Genomic DNA, 15,770 nt, shown 5'->3' with positions numbered 1-15,770 from the left:
TGCCGACCCCCGCCGACTGGGATAGCGTCGAAGGCGTCGGGGGGCCGACACCGATCCGGTGTATTCGAACGCTGGTTACCGGGCCGTCAAGGCCGATTGAGTCCTGGAGAAAAACATGCGGAATTTCCCTTCGGAAAGCCGACCGGAAACGCTCGACGATCTGCAGCTCGCCGTGGATTCGCTGGCGGCGTTTCCGTCCCGGAACGCGGCGGGCGGCTCGGAGGTGACCGAGCGGCTCGCGGCGGTCGCCGAGCTGTGCCGCTCGGTCGACGCGGTGCTCGACAGCCTGGTCGTCCAGGCGGCCGCGGAGGCCGCCGAGGAGGGCTGGACCGCGGCCCGGATGGCGGCCGAACACTCCGCCTACTACGCCAGGTTGCAGCGGGCGCTGCTGCCCGCCGGCGCCGGTGCCGGGCTGACGCAGCAGTGAGCGCGGTGCACCTGGGCGAGCACGTGCTGGCCTGCCCCACCCGGTGGAGCGACGTCGACGAGAACGGGCACATCAACAACGCCCGGCTGGTCGGCTACATCCAGGAGGGGATTTACGACCTGTTCTGCCACCACGCGACCGCCGTCCGGGAATCGCTGTTCCCGTCCGGGTTCATTATCGCGCGGCACGAGATCGATTATCTGGAGCAGTTGCACCACCGCCCCGAGCCATTGTCGGTGCGGCTCACCGTGGAACGGATCGGGCGGAGTTCCGCGCACGTCGAGGTGAATGTCTGCCGGGATCCGCTGACCTTTATGCGGGCGCGGACCGTGGTGGTCGCCCGGGATCGCGAATCCGGCCGCTCGCGCGCCCTGAGCCCGAACGAGCGCCGCTTTCTCTCGACGTTTATGCCGGAGAAGGCGCGTGCCGAGGGAGCCCGGGCCACCGCGACGGCGACGGCGCCGACGCAGCGGGTGGCCTCCGGCGCCGCGGGCCGGGCCTGGGCCTCGCGCCGGCCGCGCAGGCGGTGCCGCACCTCGGCGGGCTGACCGCGGACCGACGGCGGGCGGACCCGCTCCCCGGGGCGCGGCCCCGGGCCGGCGGCGTGATCGACAACGGCGTCGATCCGCCGAGGCCGGACACCCGGCGCCCGGCCGGGCCCGATCGCATCGGGCCGGTTCCCGGGGCGCCGGGGCGAGTTACGCTGAGCAGCACGGGCACCGGTACGTCCCACGGCGGTCACGGGCCGCGATGCCACCTCCCTGCCCGGGGCGCAGACCGCCGTCGGTCCCACCGGATCCCGCCGACCGGAAGGAGGACTCGATGACCATCTCCTGGGAGGACTTCCTCGCCCGCGTCGTGGAGCGCGGCGAGTACCGGGGCGAGGCGGAGGCGGACCACGCCGCCCGGGTCGTGCTCGCCCTGCTCGGCGAGCACCTGGTGGGCTCGGAGCGGACCCAACTCGCCGAGGCGCTGCCCGGGACGTACGCCTCGCTGCTGCGCGACGCCGAGCCCGCGTCCGAGCCGCTGAGCGCCGAACGCTTCGTCCAGGGCGTGGTCGGGTGGATCGACGGGGCGACCACCGCGACGGCGCAGTGGGACATCGGAGCGGTGCTCAGCACCGTGGCCGACCTGGTTCCCGAGGAGCTGATCGACCGGGTGGTCGAGCAGCTGCCGGAGGGCTACGACCTGCTGTTCGGGCACCCCACCCCCGCGTGAGCCGTCCGGGCGGGCCCGAGCGGGCCCGCCACGCGGCCCGGTGAGCGCTCAGCGGCAGAGCGCGGCCGCCCCGATCAGCCCGGCGTCGGTGCCGAGTTCGGCGCGGCGCACGTCGAGACCGCGGACGTAGGAGAGGGCGGCGTAGCGGTCCAGGTGGCGGGCGAGCGGGGCGAACAGCACGTCCCCGGCGGTGGCCACGCCGCCGCCGACGACGACGCGGTTCAGGTCCACCAGGGCGGCCGTGGCGGCGATGCCGGCGGCCAGGGCCCGGGCGGCGCGGTCGAAGGAGGCGCGGGCGACCCGGTCGCCCGCGGCGGCGGAGGCGGCGACGGCGCGGGCCGAGCGGTCCTCGCCGTCGGGCCGCCAGCCGTCGGCGAGTGCCCGGCGGGCGATGGCGGTGCCGCTGGCCAGGCCCTCCAGGCAGCCGCGGGAGCCGCACGGGCAGGGCTCGCCGTCCAGGTCGACGGTGATGTGGCCGAGGTGCCCGGCGTTGCCGCTGGGGCCGGGCCGGACCGCGCCGTCGAGCACCAGTCCGGCGCCGACGCCGGTGGAGACCACCAGGCAGAGCGCGTTGTCCGCGCCCCGGGCGGCGCCCTGCCAGTGCTCGGCGGCGGCCATCGCGACGCCGTCCCCGGCGAGGTGGACGGGCAGGGTGCGCGCCGCCACCGCCCGGTGTGCGGCGACCTCGGCGACCAGCGGGAAGCCCCGCCAGCCGGGGATGTTGACCGGGCTGACGGTGCCCTCGGCGAGGTCGACCGGGCCGGCGCTGCCGATGCCGAGGGCCGTCACCGCGGCCCAGTCGTCGGTGCCGGCGAGCTGGTCCAGCACCTGGTGCACCACGGCGAGCACGGCCGGGCCGGGCTCGGTGGCCGGGGTGGGCAGCTGGAGCCGGTGCCGCAGCCGTCCCGAGCCGTCGACCAGGGCGCCGGCGATCTTGGTGCCGCCGATGTCGACGGCGGCGAACAGCGGGGTGGGCGGCACGGCGGTCTCCAGGGGGTAGCGGGGGCGGCGCCCCGGCCGCGAGGGCAGGGGCGCCGCACAGCGTAGAGCAGGCCGGTGGGGCCGATCCGGCTACCCCGCCGCCCGCAGGCGCAGGGTGACCAGTTCGAAGGGGCGCAGCGCGAGCCGCACCGCGCCGTCCTCGACCGCCACGTCGCCGCGGGTGCCGTCCCAGGGGCGCTCCAGCAGGTCGCAGGGGACGGCCTCGGCGAGCGGGAAGGAGGTGGTCAGCCGGCCCCGGGTGCGGCCGCCGGACGCCTCGTAGACCCGGACGATCAGGTCCCCGCTGCGGTCGTCGGCCAGCTTGACGGCGCTCACCACCAGCGCGTCGTGGTCCGCCGCCACCAGCGGCGCCACCCGCTCGGCCGTGCCGGTGACCCGCCGCTCGGGCAGGCCGATCCGGTAGCCCTCGCGGACGGCGTCGCCGATCGCCGCGCCCGGGACGAGGGCGTGCCGGAAGCGGTGCAGGCCCTGGTCGGTCTTCGGGTCGGGGAAGCGCGGGGCGCGCAGCAGCGAGCAGCGGACCGTCGTGGTGGTGCCGCCGTCGGCGTCGCGCACGGTGCGGGTGACGTCGTGGCCGTAGGTGGAGGCGGTGACCAGGGCGACCCCCCAGCCGGGCTCCGTGAGGTGGACGAAGCGGTGGTTGCAGGCCTCGAACTTGGCGGCGTCCCAGCTGGTGTTGGTGTGGGTGGGGCGGTACAGGTGGCCGAACTGGGTCTCGGCGGCGTAGCGCTCGGTGTGGACGTCCAGCGGGAACGCGAGCTTGAGGAACTTCTCGGTCTCGTGCCAGTCGACCTCGGTGTCGACGTCCAGGCGCGGCTCGCCCGCGGGCAGGGTGAGGGTCTGGACGACGGTGGAGGAGCCGAAGGAGCGCTCGACCCGGACGCTCGCCCGGCCGGCGTCGGCCGTGGCGGTGAGCGCGTCCACGCCGGTCAGGTCGGTGACGGTGTTGCGGTAGTACCGGTCGACGTCCCAGGCGTCCCACATGGTGGGGAAGTCCGGGTGCAGCTGGAGCAGGTTGGCGCGGCTGCCCGGGGCGACGGTCTCCCGGCCGCTCGCGAGCTCGACCACCGAGGCCACCAGGCCGTCCGCGTCCACCACGACCTCCAACAGGCCGTTGCGCAGCAGGTAGCCGCCCTCCGGCCGCTCGGCCACCGTGCAGCCCTCCGCCGGCGCGGCCACCACGGCGGCCCCGCCGGCCGGGACCGTCGAGCGCGCGTGCGGCGCCGCGTTGAACACCAGCTCGCGCCCGCCCGCGGCGTCCCCGGCGAGCGCCCGCTGCGCCGCGCCGATCAGGCCCTCCAGCTCCCCGGCCAGCGCCGCGTAGGTCGCCTCGGCCTCGCGGTGCACCCAGGCGATCGAGGAGCCGGGCAGGATGTCGTGGAACTGGTGCAGCAGCACCGTCTTCCAGATCCGGTCCAGCTGCTCGTACGGGTACGCGGCCCCGGTGCGCAACGCGGCGGTGGCGCACCAGAGTTCGGCCTCACGCAGCAGGTTCTCGCTGCGCCGGTTGCCCTGCTTGGTCTTCGCCTGGCTGGTCAGGGTGGCCCGGTGCAGCTCCAGGTAGAGCTCGCCGACCCAGACCGGCGGGTCCTGGTACTCGGCCTCGGCCCTGGCGAAGAACTCGGCGGGCTTCTCCCAGCGAACGGTGGCGGAGCCCTCCAGGTCCCGCAGCCGGGCCGCCTTGGCGACCATCTCCCGGGTCGTGCCCCCGCCGCCGTCTCCCCAGCCGGTCGGGGCGAGCGAGTGCCCGGCCACCCCCTTGTCCTTGAAGTTCCGTGCCGCGTGGGCGATCTCGCTGCCCTTCATGGAGCAGTTGTAGGTGTCCACGGGCGGGAAGTGGGTGAAGATCCGGGTGCCGTCGATGCCCTCCCAGAGGAAGGTGTGGTGCGGGAAGGTGTTCACCTGGCTCCACGAGATCTTCTGGGTGAGCAGCCACTTGGAGCCCGCGTTGCGGATGATCTGCGGCAGGCCGGCGGTGAAGCCGAAGGTGTCCGGCAGCCAGGCCTCCTGGTTCTCCACCCCGAACTCGTCCAGGAAGAACCGCTTGCCGTGCACGAACTGCCGCGCCATCGCCTCCGAACTCGGCATGTTGGTGTCGGACTCGACCCACATCCCGCCGGCCGGGACGAAACGGCCCTCGGCCACCGCCTTGCGCACCCGCGCGTACACCTCGGGGCGGTGCTCCTTGATCCAGGCGAACTGCTGGGCCTGGGACATGGTGTAGAGGAAGTCCGGCTCGTCCTCCAGCAGCGCGGTCATGTTGGCGGTGGTGCGGGCCACCTTGCGGACGGTCTCGCGCAGCGGCCAGAGCCAGGCCGAGTCGATGTGCGCGTGGCCGATCGCGCTGATCCGGTGCGCGGACGGCACGGCGGGTGCGGCCAGCACCGCGGCGAGCTCCGAACGGGCCGCGGCCGCCGTGCCGTTGACGTCCTGCAGGTCGACGGCGTCGAGCGCCCGCTCGATCGCGCGCAGCAGCTCCCAGCGGCGGGCGCCGTCCACCGGCAGCTCGACCATCAGCTCGCCGAGTACCTCCAGATCCAGCACCAGCTGCCAGACCGTCTCGTCGAAGACGGCGAGGTCCATCCGGGCCAGCCGGTACTGCGGCCGGTCGCCGGCCGTCTCCTTGTCGCCCAACTCGGTCGGCAGGAAGGGGTGGTAGTCCATGATGACCGGGTTGGAGGCCGCCTCGACGTGCAGCAGCACCTGCTCGCCGCCGGCCGCCGGGGCGGCGATCCGCACCCACTGGTTCTGCGGATTGAGGCCCTTCACCGGGGTGCCGTCCGGACGGTAGACCAGGCCCTCGCACTGGAAGCCGGGCATGTTGGCGTCGAAGCCGAGGTCGATCAGCGCCTCGACGGTGCGCCCCGCCCAGGCCTGCGGCACCGTACCGGTCACGGTGATCCAGCTGGTGCCCCAGGGCGCGCCCCAGGCGTCGCCGACCGCGATCGGGCGGCGCGGCGCGGCCAGGCCCTCGGCGACCGGGACGGGCTCACCGGGTGCCGTCCAGATGCCGACCTCCAGCGGGACGGACTCCGGGTAGACGGCCGGGCGGATGCGCTCGGCCAGGACGCGCTTGAGACGGGACTCGACGAGGGTGCGGTCATCGTGCATGTCGGCGGCTCCGTTGGGGACTGAGGGATAACGGACGAGGCCTGTCCGGCGGTGCTCCGCGGGCCCGGGAGCACCGCCGCACGGGGGCCCTACAGCGAACGTACGTCGTTGGGGTGGAGCACTTCGGTGATGCCGCGCGCGGCGAGGTGGGCCCGGTCGTCGGCGTGTTCGGCGAGGACGGCGGTCGGGCGGGCGCCGGCCTCGGCGAGGCGCATGAACGCCTCGTACACCGATCCGCCCGGGCCGCAGGCCGAGCGCTTCGGGGAGGTCACCTCGTCGCCGGTGGCGACCACCACGGCGATGTCGCGCGGCTTCGGCGGCTGCCAGTCGCGGCGGGCCTCGGCGGCCGCCTCGGCGAGCCGGGCACCGGCCGGCTTGACCTTCCGGTCGGTGGTCAACAGGCCGAGGCCGTACTCGAGTTCGGGGAAGTCGGCGAGCGAGCGGTCCACGTCGTGGGAGCACCACCAGGTGACGCCCCACAGGTCCGGGCAGTCCAGGACGGCGGCCAGGGTGGCGCCGGTGAAGCGGGCCGCGTCCTCGGGGGCGATGTACGGGGCGGGCGCGCCGACCTCCTGCAGCCACACCGGGCGGGCCGGATCGTCCGCCCAGGCCTTGGAGAGTTCGACCAGGTACGCGGCGTGCTGGGCGGTGGCCGTGGAGTGGGCGCCGTGGCGCTGCGCGGTGCCGTTGAACACCCACGAGTGCACGGCGGTGGCGGCGCCGAGCCGGGCCGAGTGCCAGGGGGTGAACGGGTGCTCGTCCAGGTACCAGGCGGCGTCGTAGGAGGCGTGCAGGTGCAGCCGGCCCGGGGCGGCGGACTCGCAGGCGTGGAGCATCCAGCGCAGCCAGGCCTCGGCCTCGGCGGGGGTGACCCGGTCCGGGTCGGGGTGCGGGGCGCCGGAGAACTGGTTGATCTCGTTGCCGACCGTCATCCCGAGGAAGTTGGGCCGCTCGCGCAGCGCCCCGGCGAGGGTGCGCAGGTAGGCGGCCTGGCCGTCGAGGACCTCGGGGTCGGTGAAGAGGTTGCGCCGGTGCCAGGTCCGGGTCCAGGCGGGGAGGAAGTCGAAGCTGGACAGGTGGCCCTGCAGACCGTCCACCGCCACGTCCAGGCCGCGCTCGCCGGCCGCGTCCACCAGCGCCGTCAGCTGCTCGACGGCGCGCGGTCGGATCAGTGTGCGGTTGGGCTGGAACACCGGCCAGAGCGGGAAGACCCGGACGTGGTCCAGTCCGAGGGCGGCGACGGAGTCGAAGTCGGCGCGCACGGCGTCGAGGTCGAAGTCCAGCCAGTGGTGGAACCAGCCGGCGCTGGGGGTGTAGTTGACGCCGAAGCGGGGGGCGGTGGTCATCGGAGGGCTTCCTCGACTGGGTTGGGGTGTACGGGCGGTGGGCCGTCCTCCGCCGGGTTCGTGCTCCGTCGGGTGTCGCGCTCGGTCGGGTGTCGGGCTCGGGGCGGGTGTCGCACTCGGTCGGGTCTCGGGCTCCAGCGGGTGTCGGGCTCGTTTCGGGCCTCGTGCTCTGCCTGGTCTCGTGCTCTGCCGGGTCTCGGGCTCCGGCGGGCTCAGCCCTTGACGGCCCCCTCCTCGACGCCCCGGAAGAAGAAGCGCTGGCAGAGGCCGAACACCACGACGATCGGCAGGAAGGCGATCATGGTGCCGGCCGCGATCAGCCGGGGGTTGGCGGAGAAGGTGCCGTTGAGGTACTGCAGCCCGACGGTGAGGGTGTACTTCTGCGGGTCGTTGAGCACGATCAGCGGCCAGAGGAAGTCGTCCCAGGCGCCGATGAAGGTGAAGATGACGATCACGCTGAGCATGCCGCGCACGTTCGGCAGCCCGATGTGCCACAGCCGCTGCCGGACGCTCGCGCCGTCCACCAGCGCGGCCTGGTCGAGTTCGACCGGGACGGCGGCGAAGGCGGTGCGCATCAGCAGCACGTTGAGCATCGCGATCGAGCCGGGCAGCGCGACCCCGGCCAGGGTGTCGGCCAGGCCGAGGCCGCGCACCAGCACGTACTGGGAGACGATGGTGACCTCGCCGGGCAGGACCAGCGTGGCGAGGAAGAGGCCGAGGAGGAGCCGGGCGCCGCGGAAGCGCAGCCGGGCGAGCGCGTAGCCGGCCAGGGTGCAGCCCACCACGTTGCCGGTGATGCAGATCGCGGCGACGACCACCGAGTTGAGCGCGTAGGTCCACACCGGGATGGTGTCGGCGACCCTGCCGTAGTTGCCGAGGGTGGGCTGGTCGGGCAGGAAGGCCGGGGTGCTGGTGTAGACGTCCTCGGCCGGGCCCTTGAGGGAGGTGGACAGCTGCCACAGGAAGGGGCCGATGACCAGGAGCAGGACGAGCAGCAGGAGCAGGTAGCGGACGGCGGTCCCGGTGGGGGAGGGGGTGTTGAAGCCCCGCGACCCCGTGCGCGGCCTGCCGGTGCGGTTGATGCGGTTGGTGCGCTTGGTGCGGGTGGCGTGGGCGGTGGTGCTGTCGGTGGTGGCTCCGGCGGTCGTCGGCGGGCTGGTGGTCACGGGGTCAGGCCGCCTTCCGGTTCAGGCGCATCAGGAACAGCATCGGTCCGAGGGTGACGAGGAACAGCAGCAGGCTGAGCGCGGAGGCGTAGCCGAGGTGGCCGTTGAAGCCGCGGCTGTACATCTGGATCAGCATCACCACCGACATGTCCCGACCGCCCGGGCCGCCCTGTCCGTTGGAGAGCACGTACAGCTCGGAGAACACGCGCAGCGCACTCACCGAGATCAGGACGGAGACCAGGACCATGGTCGGCCGCACCCCGGGCAGGGTGACGTGCCGGAAGCGGCTCAGCGGACCGGCGCCGTCCACGGCCGCCGACTCGTGCAGCTCGCGCGGGACGTTGGCCAGGGCGGACAGGTAGATGACCATGTAGTAGCCGAGGCCCTTCCAGACGGTCAGGGCGATCGCGCTGAACAGCAGCAGCCAGCGGTCGGTCAGGAAGGAGACCGGGGAGCCGGCCAGTCCGGACTGCCGGAGCAGGCCGTTGACCAGCCCGCGGTCGTCCAGCACCCAGCCCCAGATGATCGCCACCACGACGGCGGAGGCGATCACCGGGGTGTAGAAGGCGGTGCGGAAGAAGGTGATGCCGGGGATCTTCCGCTGGACGAGCAGCGCGAGCAGCAGCGGCAGCACGGTCAGCAGGGGCACGCAGACCAGCATGAAGACGACGCTGTTGAGCAGGGCGTCGGCGAGCTGGTCGTCGTCCAGCAGCCGGCCGTAGTTCTCCAGGCCGGTGAACTGCCCGCCGCCCAGGGGCTTGGCGTCGGTGAACGACAGGATCACCGTGTTGACGGCCGGCCAGAGGTTGAACACGGCCAGCCAGACGATCGCCGGCCCGGCGAGCAGCCAGGGGGTGAACCAACGCCGGTGGGTCATGCGCGTGCCTTCCTGGGGGCCTGGGGGTGGTGCCGGTGAGTCCGGGGAGCGGCGGAGGCGGTGGGCGGGGTGGCTCGGGCGGCCCGGGTCGCTGGGGTGGGCGCGATGGGCGCGGTGGCCGGGAGGGGAGCGGTGGGCGCGATGGGCGCGGTGGCCGGGTGGGTACGGGCGGCGCGGCCGGGGTCAGCCCTTCAGCAGTTTGTTGCACTGCTCCACGGCGGTGTCCAGCGCCTGCTTGGAGCTCGCGTCGCCGCTGATGGCCAGGGCGATCTGCTGGTTGATGACGGTGCTCATCGCGTCGTCGACCTGGACGGGCTGGATCAGCTTGGCCTTGGCCAGCGAGTCGAAGGCGATCACCTTGGCGTCGCCCGCGTTGGTGCCGTCGCTCTTGCTGAAGAACGGGTCGTTCGCCGAGGCCTTGGTGGACGGGAAGATGCTGGTCAGGTGGGCGAAGGCGGCCTGGTTCTCGGCGTTGGTGACCCAGCGGGCGAGGGCGACCGCGGCGGCCGGGTTCCTGGTGCTCTTCGGGATGGACATGCCCTGGACGTACAGCGGCGGGGTGGCCAGGGCGGGGGAGGGGACGACCTTCGGGGCCAGGGTGGGGTTGTCGACGGCGAGGCTGGTGATGTGGTTGGCGCCGGCGGTGGTCCAGGCGGCGGTGCCCGCGTTGAACAGCTTCGAGTTGCCCGCGTACGTGTTGGTCAGGACGTCCTTGGGGAGCAGGCCCTCCTTGAAGGCGTCCCGGTACTTGTCGAGCAGCGCGGCGGCCTCGGGGGTGTTGAAGGTGAAGCTCTTCCCGTCGTCGGACATGATCTTCACACCGGCGTTGTAGAGGTCGCCGATCCCCGGCTTGCGGCTCATCAGGTAGGTCTGGCCGCCGGACCTCTCCTTCATCACCCGGGCCTGGGCGATGAGTTCGTCCAGGCTGGTCGGGAGCTTCTTCGGATCCAGGCCGTTCTTCGTCAGGAGTTCCGAATTCCAGTAGTTCACATCGGTGTTGAGGTACCAGGGGTAGCCGAAGGTGCCCGGGTGGCCGGCGAAGCGGTAGGCCTCCACGCCGCCGGCGACGTACTCGTCGGCGAGCTTCGGATCGGCCTTGGCGACGTCCAGCAGGAGGTCCTTCCGCGCCAGTGGGAGGGCGAAGTCGGGCGGGAGGTTCACCACGTCGGGCAGGGTGCCGGCGGCGGCCTGGCTGAGCACCTTGTCGGAGTAGCCCTCGCCGGGCTGGTCGAGCCACTCCACCTCGACGCCGGGGTACTTCTTCTTGAAGCCGTCGATCACGCCCTGCACGTAGTCGGTGAACTTCGGCTTGAGTGCCCAGGTCTGCAGCGAGACCTTGCCCTTGACCTCGCCGGTGGCGGCCGCGCTCGCCACACTGTCGCTGCTCTTGGTGTCGCCGGAGCCGAGTCCGCAGCCGGTGAGCGCCGCCGCGGTGAAGGCCGTTGTCGTCAGTGCCGCCCAGATTCTTCGCATGAGGGTCTCCCGGTCCTGGGGTGGGTGGGGGGATCGTGCTGAGCTCGGGTTCCGGAGCCTGGCGTGCGAACTAAACCGGTCTAGCTATGGCAGGGACTATGCTCCCGCCTAAACTTGGCTGTCAAGAGAGGAGTCGGGTGCTGTGGGCAGACCGACGATCGCCGACATCGCCCGCCGGGCCGGTGTCTCCAAGGGGGCGGTGTCCTTCGCGCTCAACGGCCGCCCCGGGGTGAGCGAGGCGACCAGGGCCCGGATCCTGCGGGTCGCCGAGGAGATGAACTGGCGCCCGCACAGCGCCGCGCGCGCCCTCGGCGGCGCCCGCGCCGACGCCGTCGGCCTGGTGATCGCCCGCCCGGCCCGCACCATCGGCGTCGAGCCGTTCTTCGGTCAGCTGCTCTCCGGACTCCAGGCGGTGCTCTCGGCCGGCGCCGTCGCGCTGCACCTGATGGTGGTCGAGGACACCGCCGCCGAGATCGAGGTCTACCGCCGCTGGGCCTCCGAGCACCGGGTCGACGGCTTCATCGTGGTCGACCTGCAGGTCAAGGACCCGCGGCTGCCGGTCCTGGACGGCCTCGGGCTGCCCGCCGTCGTGCTCGGCGGGCCCGGCAAGGGCGGCAACCAGCTGCGGATCTGGGCCGACGACCGGGAGGCGATGCTCTCGATCGTCGACTACCTGGCCGCCATCGGGCACCGCCGGATCGCCCACCTGGCCGGGCTGCCGCACTTCCAGCACACCCAGCGGCGGATCCGCGCCCTGCGCGACGCCTCGCGCCGGCTCGGCCTGGAGGAGGCCCTCTCGGTGCCCACCGACTTCAGCGACGCCGAGGGCGCCGCCGCCACCCGCACGCTGCTCTCCCGGCCCCGGCGGCCCACCGCGATCGTCTACGACAGCGACGTGATGGCCGTCGCCGGGCTCGGTGTGGCGGGGGAGATGGGCGTCGCGGTGCCCGGCGAGCTCTCCATCGTCTCCTTCGACGACTCGGTGCTCGCCCGGATCGTCCACCCGCCGCTGACCGCGCTCAGCCGGGACACCTTCGCGCTCGGCGAGCAGGTCGCCCGCAGCCTGCTGGAGGCGCTGGAGGAGGCCGGGCCCGGGCGGGACCTGCGGATGGCGACGCCGCGGCTGACCGTTCGGGAGTCCACCTCGCCGCCGGGGGCCGGGCCGACCGCGACCTCATTCCCCGGAGTGGTTGCCGCGCGAGTCGTTGACAGCGGTTCTGAACCGGTTTAGCCTCGCTGCGCCGAAGGGGTCCGGTCCGGCGCACCGCCTGTTTGTCATGTTCGTTGAATTCCCGTCGTTCGTCGGATTCCCGCTTTCGCCGACCTCGCCCTCCCCGTCGGCCGCACCCGTCGACGCCACCTGTTCGGCACCGCCCGGTCGTCGACCTCTCCCGACGGTCGACTCCCCTCGGTGAGCACCGCCACGCCCGCATGCACCCGGGCCTGCCGCTGCCGGTGGGCCCGGCCCCCACCCACTCCGCTCGATCGGAGCCACCGCATGTCAAGACGTCTCCCCCCGCTGCTCGGCGTCGCGCTCGCGACGGCCACCCTCGCGACGGCCGTGCTCGGCGTCGGGGCCGCCGCCCAGGCGGCACCTGGTCCCGGTCCCGCTTCCGGGCCCGCGCCCGCCGATCCGGTGGCCGCCGCCGGTCAGGGAAGCCAGCCCTTCGCCTCGTACTGGTACCCCAGCTCGATCCTCGGCTGGGACCCGGCCACCGACCCGGACGCCCGCTTCAACCGCTCGCGCGTCCCGCTGCAGCCGCGCACCGCCGACCCGGCGCTCAGGGCGAACCCCAACGCCCGTACCGGCGAGGGCAGGATCGCCTCGCTGGTCTCCTTCGGCCCCACCTCCAACAACCCCTCGCAGGGCTCCGCCGACCCGAACTACTACGCCTTCGGCTACTGGCAGTACGTCGACAAGCTGGTCTTCTGGGGCGGCTCGGCCGGCGAGGGGCTGATCCTCGCGCCCAACCCGACCGTCATCGACGCCGCGCACCGCAACGGCGTCAAGGTCTACGGCACCGTCTTCTTCCCGCCCGGCGCGTACGGCGGCCAGATCCAGTGGGTGCGCGACTTCGTCCAGAAGTCCGGCAGCCGCTACCCCGTCGCGGACAAGCTCGTCCAGGCGGCGCAGTACTACGGCTTCGACGGCTGGTTCATCAACCAGGAGACCGGCGGCGGGGATTCGTCCCTGGCCGGCGAGCTGCGCAACCTGATGCAGTACACCAAGGCGCAGAGCGGCACCGAGTTCATGTGGTACGACGCGATGACCACCTCGGGGGCGGTGGACTGGCAGAACGCCCTGACGGCGGCCAACTCCCCCTTCCTCCAGGACGGTTCGAAGCGCGTCGCCGACTCGATGTTCCTGAACTTCGGCTGGTCGGCGAGCGGCCTGGACTCCTCCCGGACGCTGGCCCGGCAGCTCGGCCGCAGCGAGTACGAGCTCTACTCCGGCATCGACACCGAGGCCAACGGCTACAACACCGGCGTGGACTGGAACACCCTCTTCCCGTCCGGTGGTCCGCACACCACCTCGCTCGGCCTCTACCGCCCGGAGTGGACCTGGAAGTCCGCCGGCGACCGCGCCGACTTCTACGCCAAGGACGCCCGCTACTGGGTCGGCGCGAACAACGACCCGTCCCGGATCGACCTCTCGGCGAGCTGGCCCGGCCTGGCCGGCTACGTCGCCGAGTCCTCGCCGATCACCGCCAAGCCCTTCGTCACCACCTTCGACACCGGGCAGGGCGATTTCTACAACGCGGGCGGCGCGCGGGTCGCCACCGGCGGCTGGAACAACCTCTCGCTCCAGGACGTCCCGCCGACCTACCGCTGGGTCGTCGACTCGGCCGGCAGCAGGCTGAGCCCGTCCGTCGACTTCACCGACGCGTACCAGGGCGGCTCCTCGCTGCGGCTGAGCGGCACCCTGGACGCCGCCAACACCGTGCGGCTGTACCAGACCGCGCTGCCGGTCGCGGCGAGCACCAAGCTGGACCTGGTGGTCAAGACCCCGGCGGCCGGGCCGACCAAGCTCAAGGCCGCCGTCGCCTTCACCGACGCGCCGAACAGCTTCACCACCATCGCCGTCGGCTCCAACTCCGGGACGGGGTGGGAACGCCACACCCTCGACCTCTCCCCGTACGCGGGCCGCACCCTGGCCCAGATCGCGCTGCGGGCCGAGGGCTCCGACCCCGCGTACGACCTCCGGGTCGGCCAAATCGCCGTCTACGACGGCTCGGTGGAGACCCCGGCGGCGCCGAGCGGCCTCACCGTCCTCGGTGCGAGCGACGTGACGCCCGGCTCCAGCCAGTCGCTGCGGCTGTCCTGGACGGCGGTGCCCGGCGGCAACGTCCACCACTACGAGGTGTACCGGCGCAACGCGGACGGCAGCCGGACCTTCCTCGGCGCGACACCCAACGACGCCTACTTCGTGGGGCGGCTCGACCGGGCGGGGAGCGAGGCCGCGACCACCCTGGACGTCGAGGCGGTGTCCACCACCTACGGGCGCTCCACCGCCGCCTCGACCAGCGTGAGGTGGAACAGCACGCCGCCGGCCACCGGCAACCTGGCGCTGAACCGCCCGGCCACCGGCTCCGGCCAGTGCAACGCCGACGAGGGCCCGGCCAAGGCCGTCAACGGCAGCGTCGGCGGCGGCACCAGCGACAAGTGGTGCACCCTGACCGCCGCCAAGTGGCTGCAGGTGGACCTCGGTTCGGCGAAGCAGCTGTCGAAGTTCGTGGTCAAGCACGCCTCGGCCGGTGGCGAGAGCAGCGCGTACAACACCCGCGACTTCTCCATCCAGGTCCGGTCGAGCACCGGCGACCCCTGGACCACGGTCGCCACCGTCACCGGCAACACGGCCGGTACCACCACGCACCCGGTGAGCACCACCGCCCGCTACGTCCGGCTGGTGGTCACCAAACCCACCCAGACCACCGACCCGGCCGCCCGCATCTACGAGTTCGAGGCCTGGGGCGGGTAGGCCCGCCGGCCCCCGCTCGCTCCTTCGGACCTCCGGAGGGGAAGCCCCGGGCCGGTTACCCTCACCGCCGTCGAGCACACCGACCCGTTCGCCGGTCCCGAGGGCGCCTCGCGCCGGGCCGTGCGGATGACGACCGGGGACCCTCGGCAGCCCCGCCATGGAGACCACCGCCCGACGACCACCGCCGCCACGGCGCCCACCGGGGAGTGGGGCGAAAACGGCGTGCGGTGGGCGGCGTGGCGGGGCTAGCTTCCCCCCGGGGACGTCCGACAGCGACCGCACGGGGAGACGTGATGGTGATCCGATCCGAGGCCTTCGAGCGACCACCCCTCGGGTACGAGGAGTTCGTCGCCCGCGCCGCACCCGACCAGGACGTGGTGGGGATCGTCCTCAAGGGGTCGCGGACGCACGACGGCATGCCCACCGTGCATTCCGACCACGACGTGTACCTCGTCCTGGCGGACGGCGCCACGAGCGGCCTGGCCGGACTGCACGGCCACCGCTCGGCCGCGCTCGACGTGGTGGTGACCACGCTGGACGGCCTGCGGGCGTGCGACGGCCTGGAGCGCTACGCCCTCGCCCGGGCGCGGGTCGTGCTCGACCGCACCGACGGCGCGCTCGCCGCCATCCTCGCGGCGAAGGGCCGGCTCGGCGTCGAGGAGGCGCATGCCGTCGCCGCCGCGCGGCTGGACGCCTACGTCAACTGGCTGTACCGCTCGGTGAAGAACGCCCGCGACGGCCTCGCGCCGGCCTCCCACCTCGACGCCGCGGAGAGCGTCGGCCACCTGTTGGAACTGCTGTTCGCGCTGGACCGCCGGCCGCGCCCCTACAACAAGTACCTGGCCTGGGAGCTGGAGCGGCACCCGCTGCCGGGCTGGGACGCCCGGGCGCTGCTCGACACGGTCGAGCGGATCCAGCGGACGGGTGAGGTGTCCGTCCAACGGGGACTGTTCGGACGGGTGGAGGAGGTGGCGCGGGCGGCGGGCCACGCGGCGACGCTGGACGCCTGGGGCGAGGACCTGGCGCTGCTGCGACCGGGCGGGGAGCCCACTGGCCCGTCCGGCGCGGCCGTCGCCCCGGGTGCTCGGGTCGACGCCCCGTCCGGTGGGGTCGAGGCCCCGTCCGGTGGGGTCGACGCCCCGTCCGGCGCGGCCCTCGCCCAGCCCCGCGC

General features: G+C 73.3%; 11 protein-coding genes. 5 read left to right on the top strand and 6 right to left on the bottom strand.

What is annotated here, in order from left to right:
- Window positions 1-115 precede the first annotated feature (115 nt).
- From ACZ6Y7_RS18425 to ACZ6Y7_RS18415, 3 genes are all read left to right on the top strand, one after another.
- Window positions 116-427 (top strand): hypothetical protein, encoded by a 312-nt coding sequence (locus ACZ6Y7_RS18425; protein ID WP_465758938.1) that lies wholly within the window; start codon window positions 116-118, stop codon window positions 425-427.
- Window positions 424-975, top strand: a complete 552-nt coding sequence (locus ACZ6Y7_RS18420) for an acyl-CoA thioesterase (RefSeq protein WP_465758937.1) — start codon at window positions 424-426, stop codon at window positions 973-975. The genes ACZ6Y7_RS18425 and ACZ6Y7_RS18420 overlap by 4 nt, the downstream gene beginning before the upstream one ends.
- A gap of 274 nt (window positions 976-1,249) precedes the next feature.
- Window positions 1,250-1,645, top strand: a complete 396-nt coding sequence (locus ACZ6Y7_RS18415; protein WP_465758936.1) for a DUF2267 domain-containing protein — start codon at window positions 1,250-1,252, stop codon at window positions 1,643-1,645.
- 48 nt (window positions 1,646-1,693) lie between these two features.
- Here the strand turns inward: ACZ6Y7_RS18415 and ACZ6Y7_RS18410 are convergent, their stop codons facing one another.
- The 6 genes from ACZ6Y7_RS18410 to ACZ6Y7_RS18385 all read right to left on the bottom strand — a co-directional run bounded on the left by ACZ6Y7_RS18410 (window position 1,694) and on the right by ACZ6Y7_RS18385 (window position 10,620).
- Complete coding sequence (locus ACZ6Y7_RS18410) at window positions 1,694-2,626, bottom strand: ROK family protein (protein ID WP_465758935.1); 933 nt, start codon at window positions 2,624-2,626, stop codon at window positions 1,694-1,696.
- Between the two features lie 90 nt (window positions 2,627-2,716).
- A complete protein-coding gene (locus ACZ6Y7_RS18405) occupies window positions 2,717-5,758 on the bottom strand; it encodes an alpha-mannosidase (RefSeq protein WP_465758934.1) in 3,042 nt (1,013 codons plus the stop codon).
- 89 nt (window positions 5,759-5,847) lie between these two features.
- Entirely contained in the window at window positions 5,848-7,104 is a 1,257-nt protein-coding gene (locus tag ACZ6Y7_RS18400; protein ID WP_465758933.1) for a glycoside hydrolase 5 family protein, read from the bottom strand.
- Between the two features lie 212 nt (window positions 7,105-7,316).
- Complete coding sequence (locus ACZ6Y7_RS18395; RefSeq protein ID WP_465758932.1) at window positions 7,317-8,270, bottom strand: carbohydrate ABC transporter permease; 954 nt, start codon at window positions 8,268-8,270, stop codon at window positions 7,317-7,319.
- Window positions 8,271-8,274: 4 nt separating this feature from the next.
- Complete coding sequence (locus ACZ6Y7_RS18390) at window positions 8,275-9,147, bottom strand: carbohydrate ABC transporter permease (protein WP_465758931.1); 873 nt, start codon at window positions 9,145-9,147, stop codon at window positions 8,275-8,277.
- Between the two features lie 183 nt (window positions 9,148-9,330).
- Window positions 9,331-10,620 (bottom strand): ABC transporter substrate-binding protein, encoded by a 1,290-nt coding sequence (locus tag ACZ6Y7_RS18385; protein WP_465758930.1) that lies wholly within the window; start codon window positions 10,618-10,620, stop codon window positions 9,331-9,333.
- A 142-nt stretch (window positions 10,621-10,762) separates the two neighbouring features.
- On the opposite strand from ACZ6Y7_RS18385, the gene ACZ6Y7_RS18380 reads away from it, so the two are divergent.
- Complete coding sequence (locus ACZ6Y7_RS18380; protein ID WP_465758929.1) at window positions 10,763-11,851, top strand: LacI family DNA-binding transcriptional regulator; 1,089 nt, start codon at window positions 10,763-10,765, stop codon at window positions 11,849-11,851.
- A gap of 267 nt (window positions 11,852-12,118) precedes the next feature.
- On the top strand, window positions 12,119-14,599 hold the full coding sequence (locus ACZ6Y7_RS18375) for an endo-beta-N-acetylglucosaminidase (RefSeq protein WP_465758928.1): 2,481 nt from the start codon (window positions 12,119-12,121) through the stop codon (window positions 14,597-14,599).
- The last annotated feature ends 1,171 nt before the right edge of the window (window positions 14,600-15,770 follow it).

It is taken from the genome of Kitasatospora sp. NPDC053308, assembly GCF_055585785.1.
Note: the sequence above shows the minus strand (reverse complement) of the source record. Positions and strands in the feature narration are given on the sequence as shown.

Bases quoted from the DNA above. Each gene is read 5' to 3' on its own strand.
- ACZ6Y7_RS18390 (WP_465758931.1), bottom strand. From the start codon at position 9,147: ATGACCCACCGGCGTTGGTTCACCCCCTGGCTGCTCGCCGGGCCGGCG.
- ACZ6Y7_RS18385 (WP_465758930.1), bottom strand. From the start codon at position 10,620: ATGCGAAGAATCTGGGCGGCACTGACGACAACGGCCTTCACCGCGGCG.
- ACZ6Y7_RS18400 (WP_465758933.1), bottom strand. From the start codon at position 7,104: ATGACCACCGCCCCCCGCTTCGGCGTCAACTACACCCCCAGCGCCGGC.
- ACZ6Y7_RS18405 (WP_465758934.1), bottom strand. From the start codon at position 5,758: ATGCACGATGACCGCACCCTCGTCGAGTCCCGTCTCAAGCGCGTCCTG.
- ACZ6Y7_RS18425 (WP_465758938.1), top strand. From the start codon at position 116: ATGCGGAATTTCCCTTCGGAAAGCCGACCGGAAACGCTCGACGATCTG.
- ACZ6Y7_RS18375 (WP_465758928.1), top strand. From the start codon at position 12,119: ATGTCAAGACGTCTCCCCCCGCTGCTCGGCGTCGCGCTCGCGACGGCC.
- ACZ6Y7_RS18415 (WP_465758936.1), top strand. From the start codon at position 1,250: ATGACCATCTCCTGGGAGGACTTCCTCGCCCGCGTCGTGGAGCGCGGC.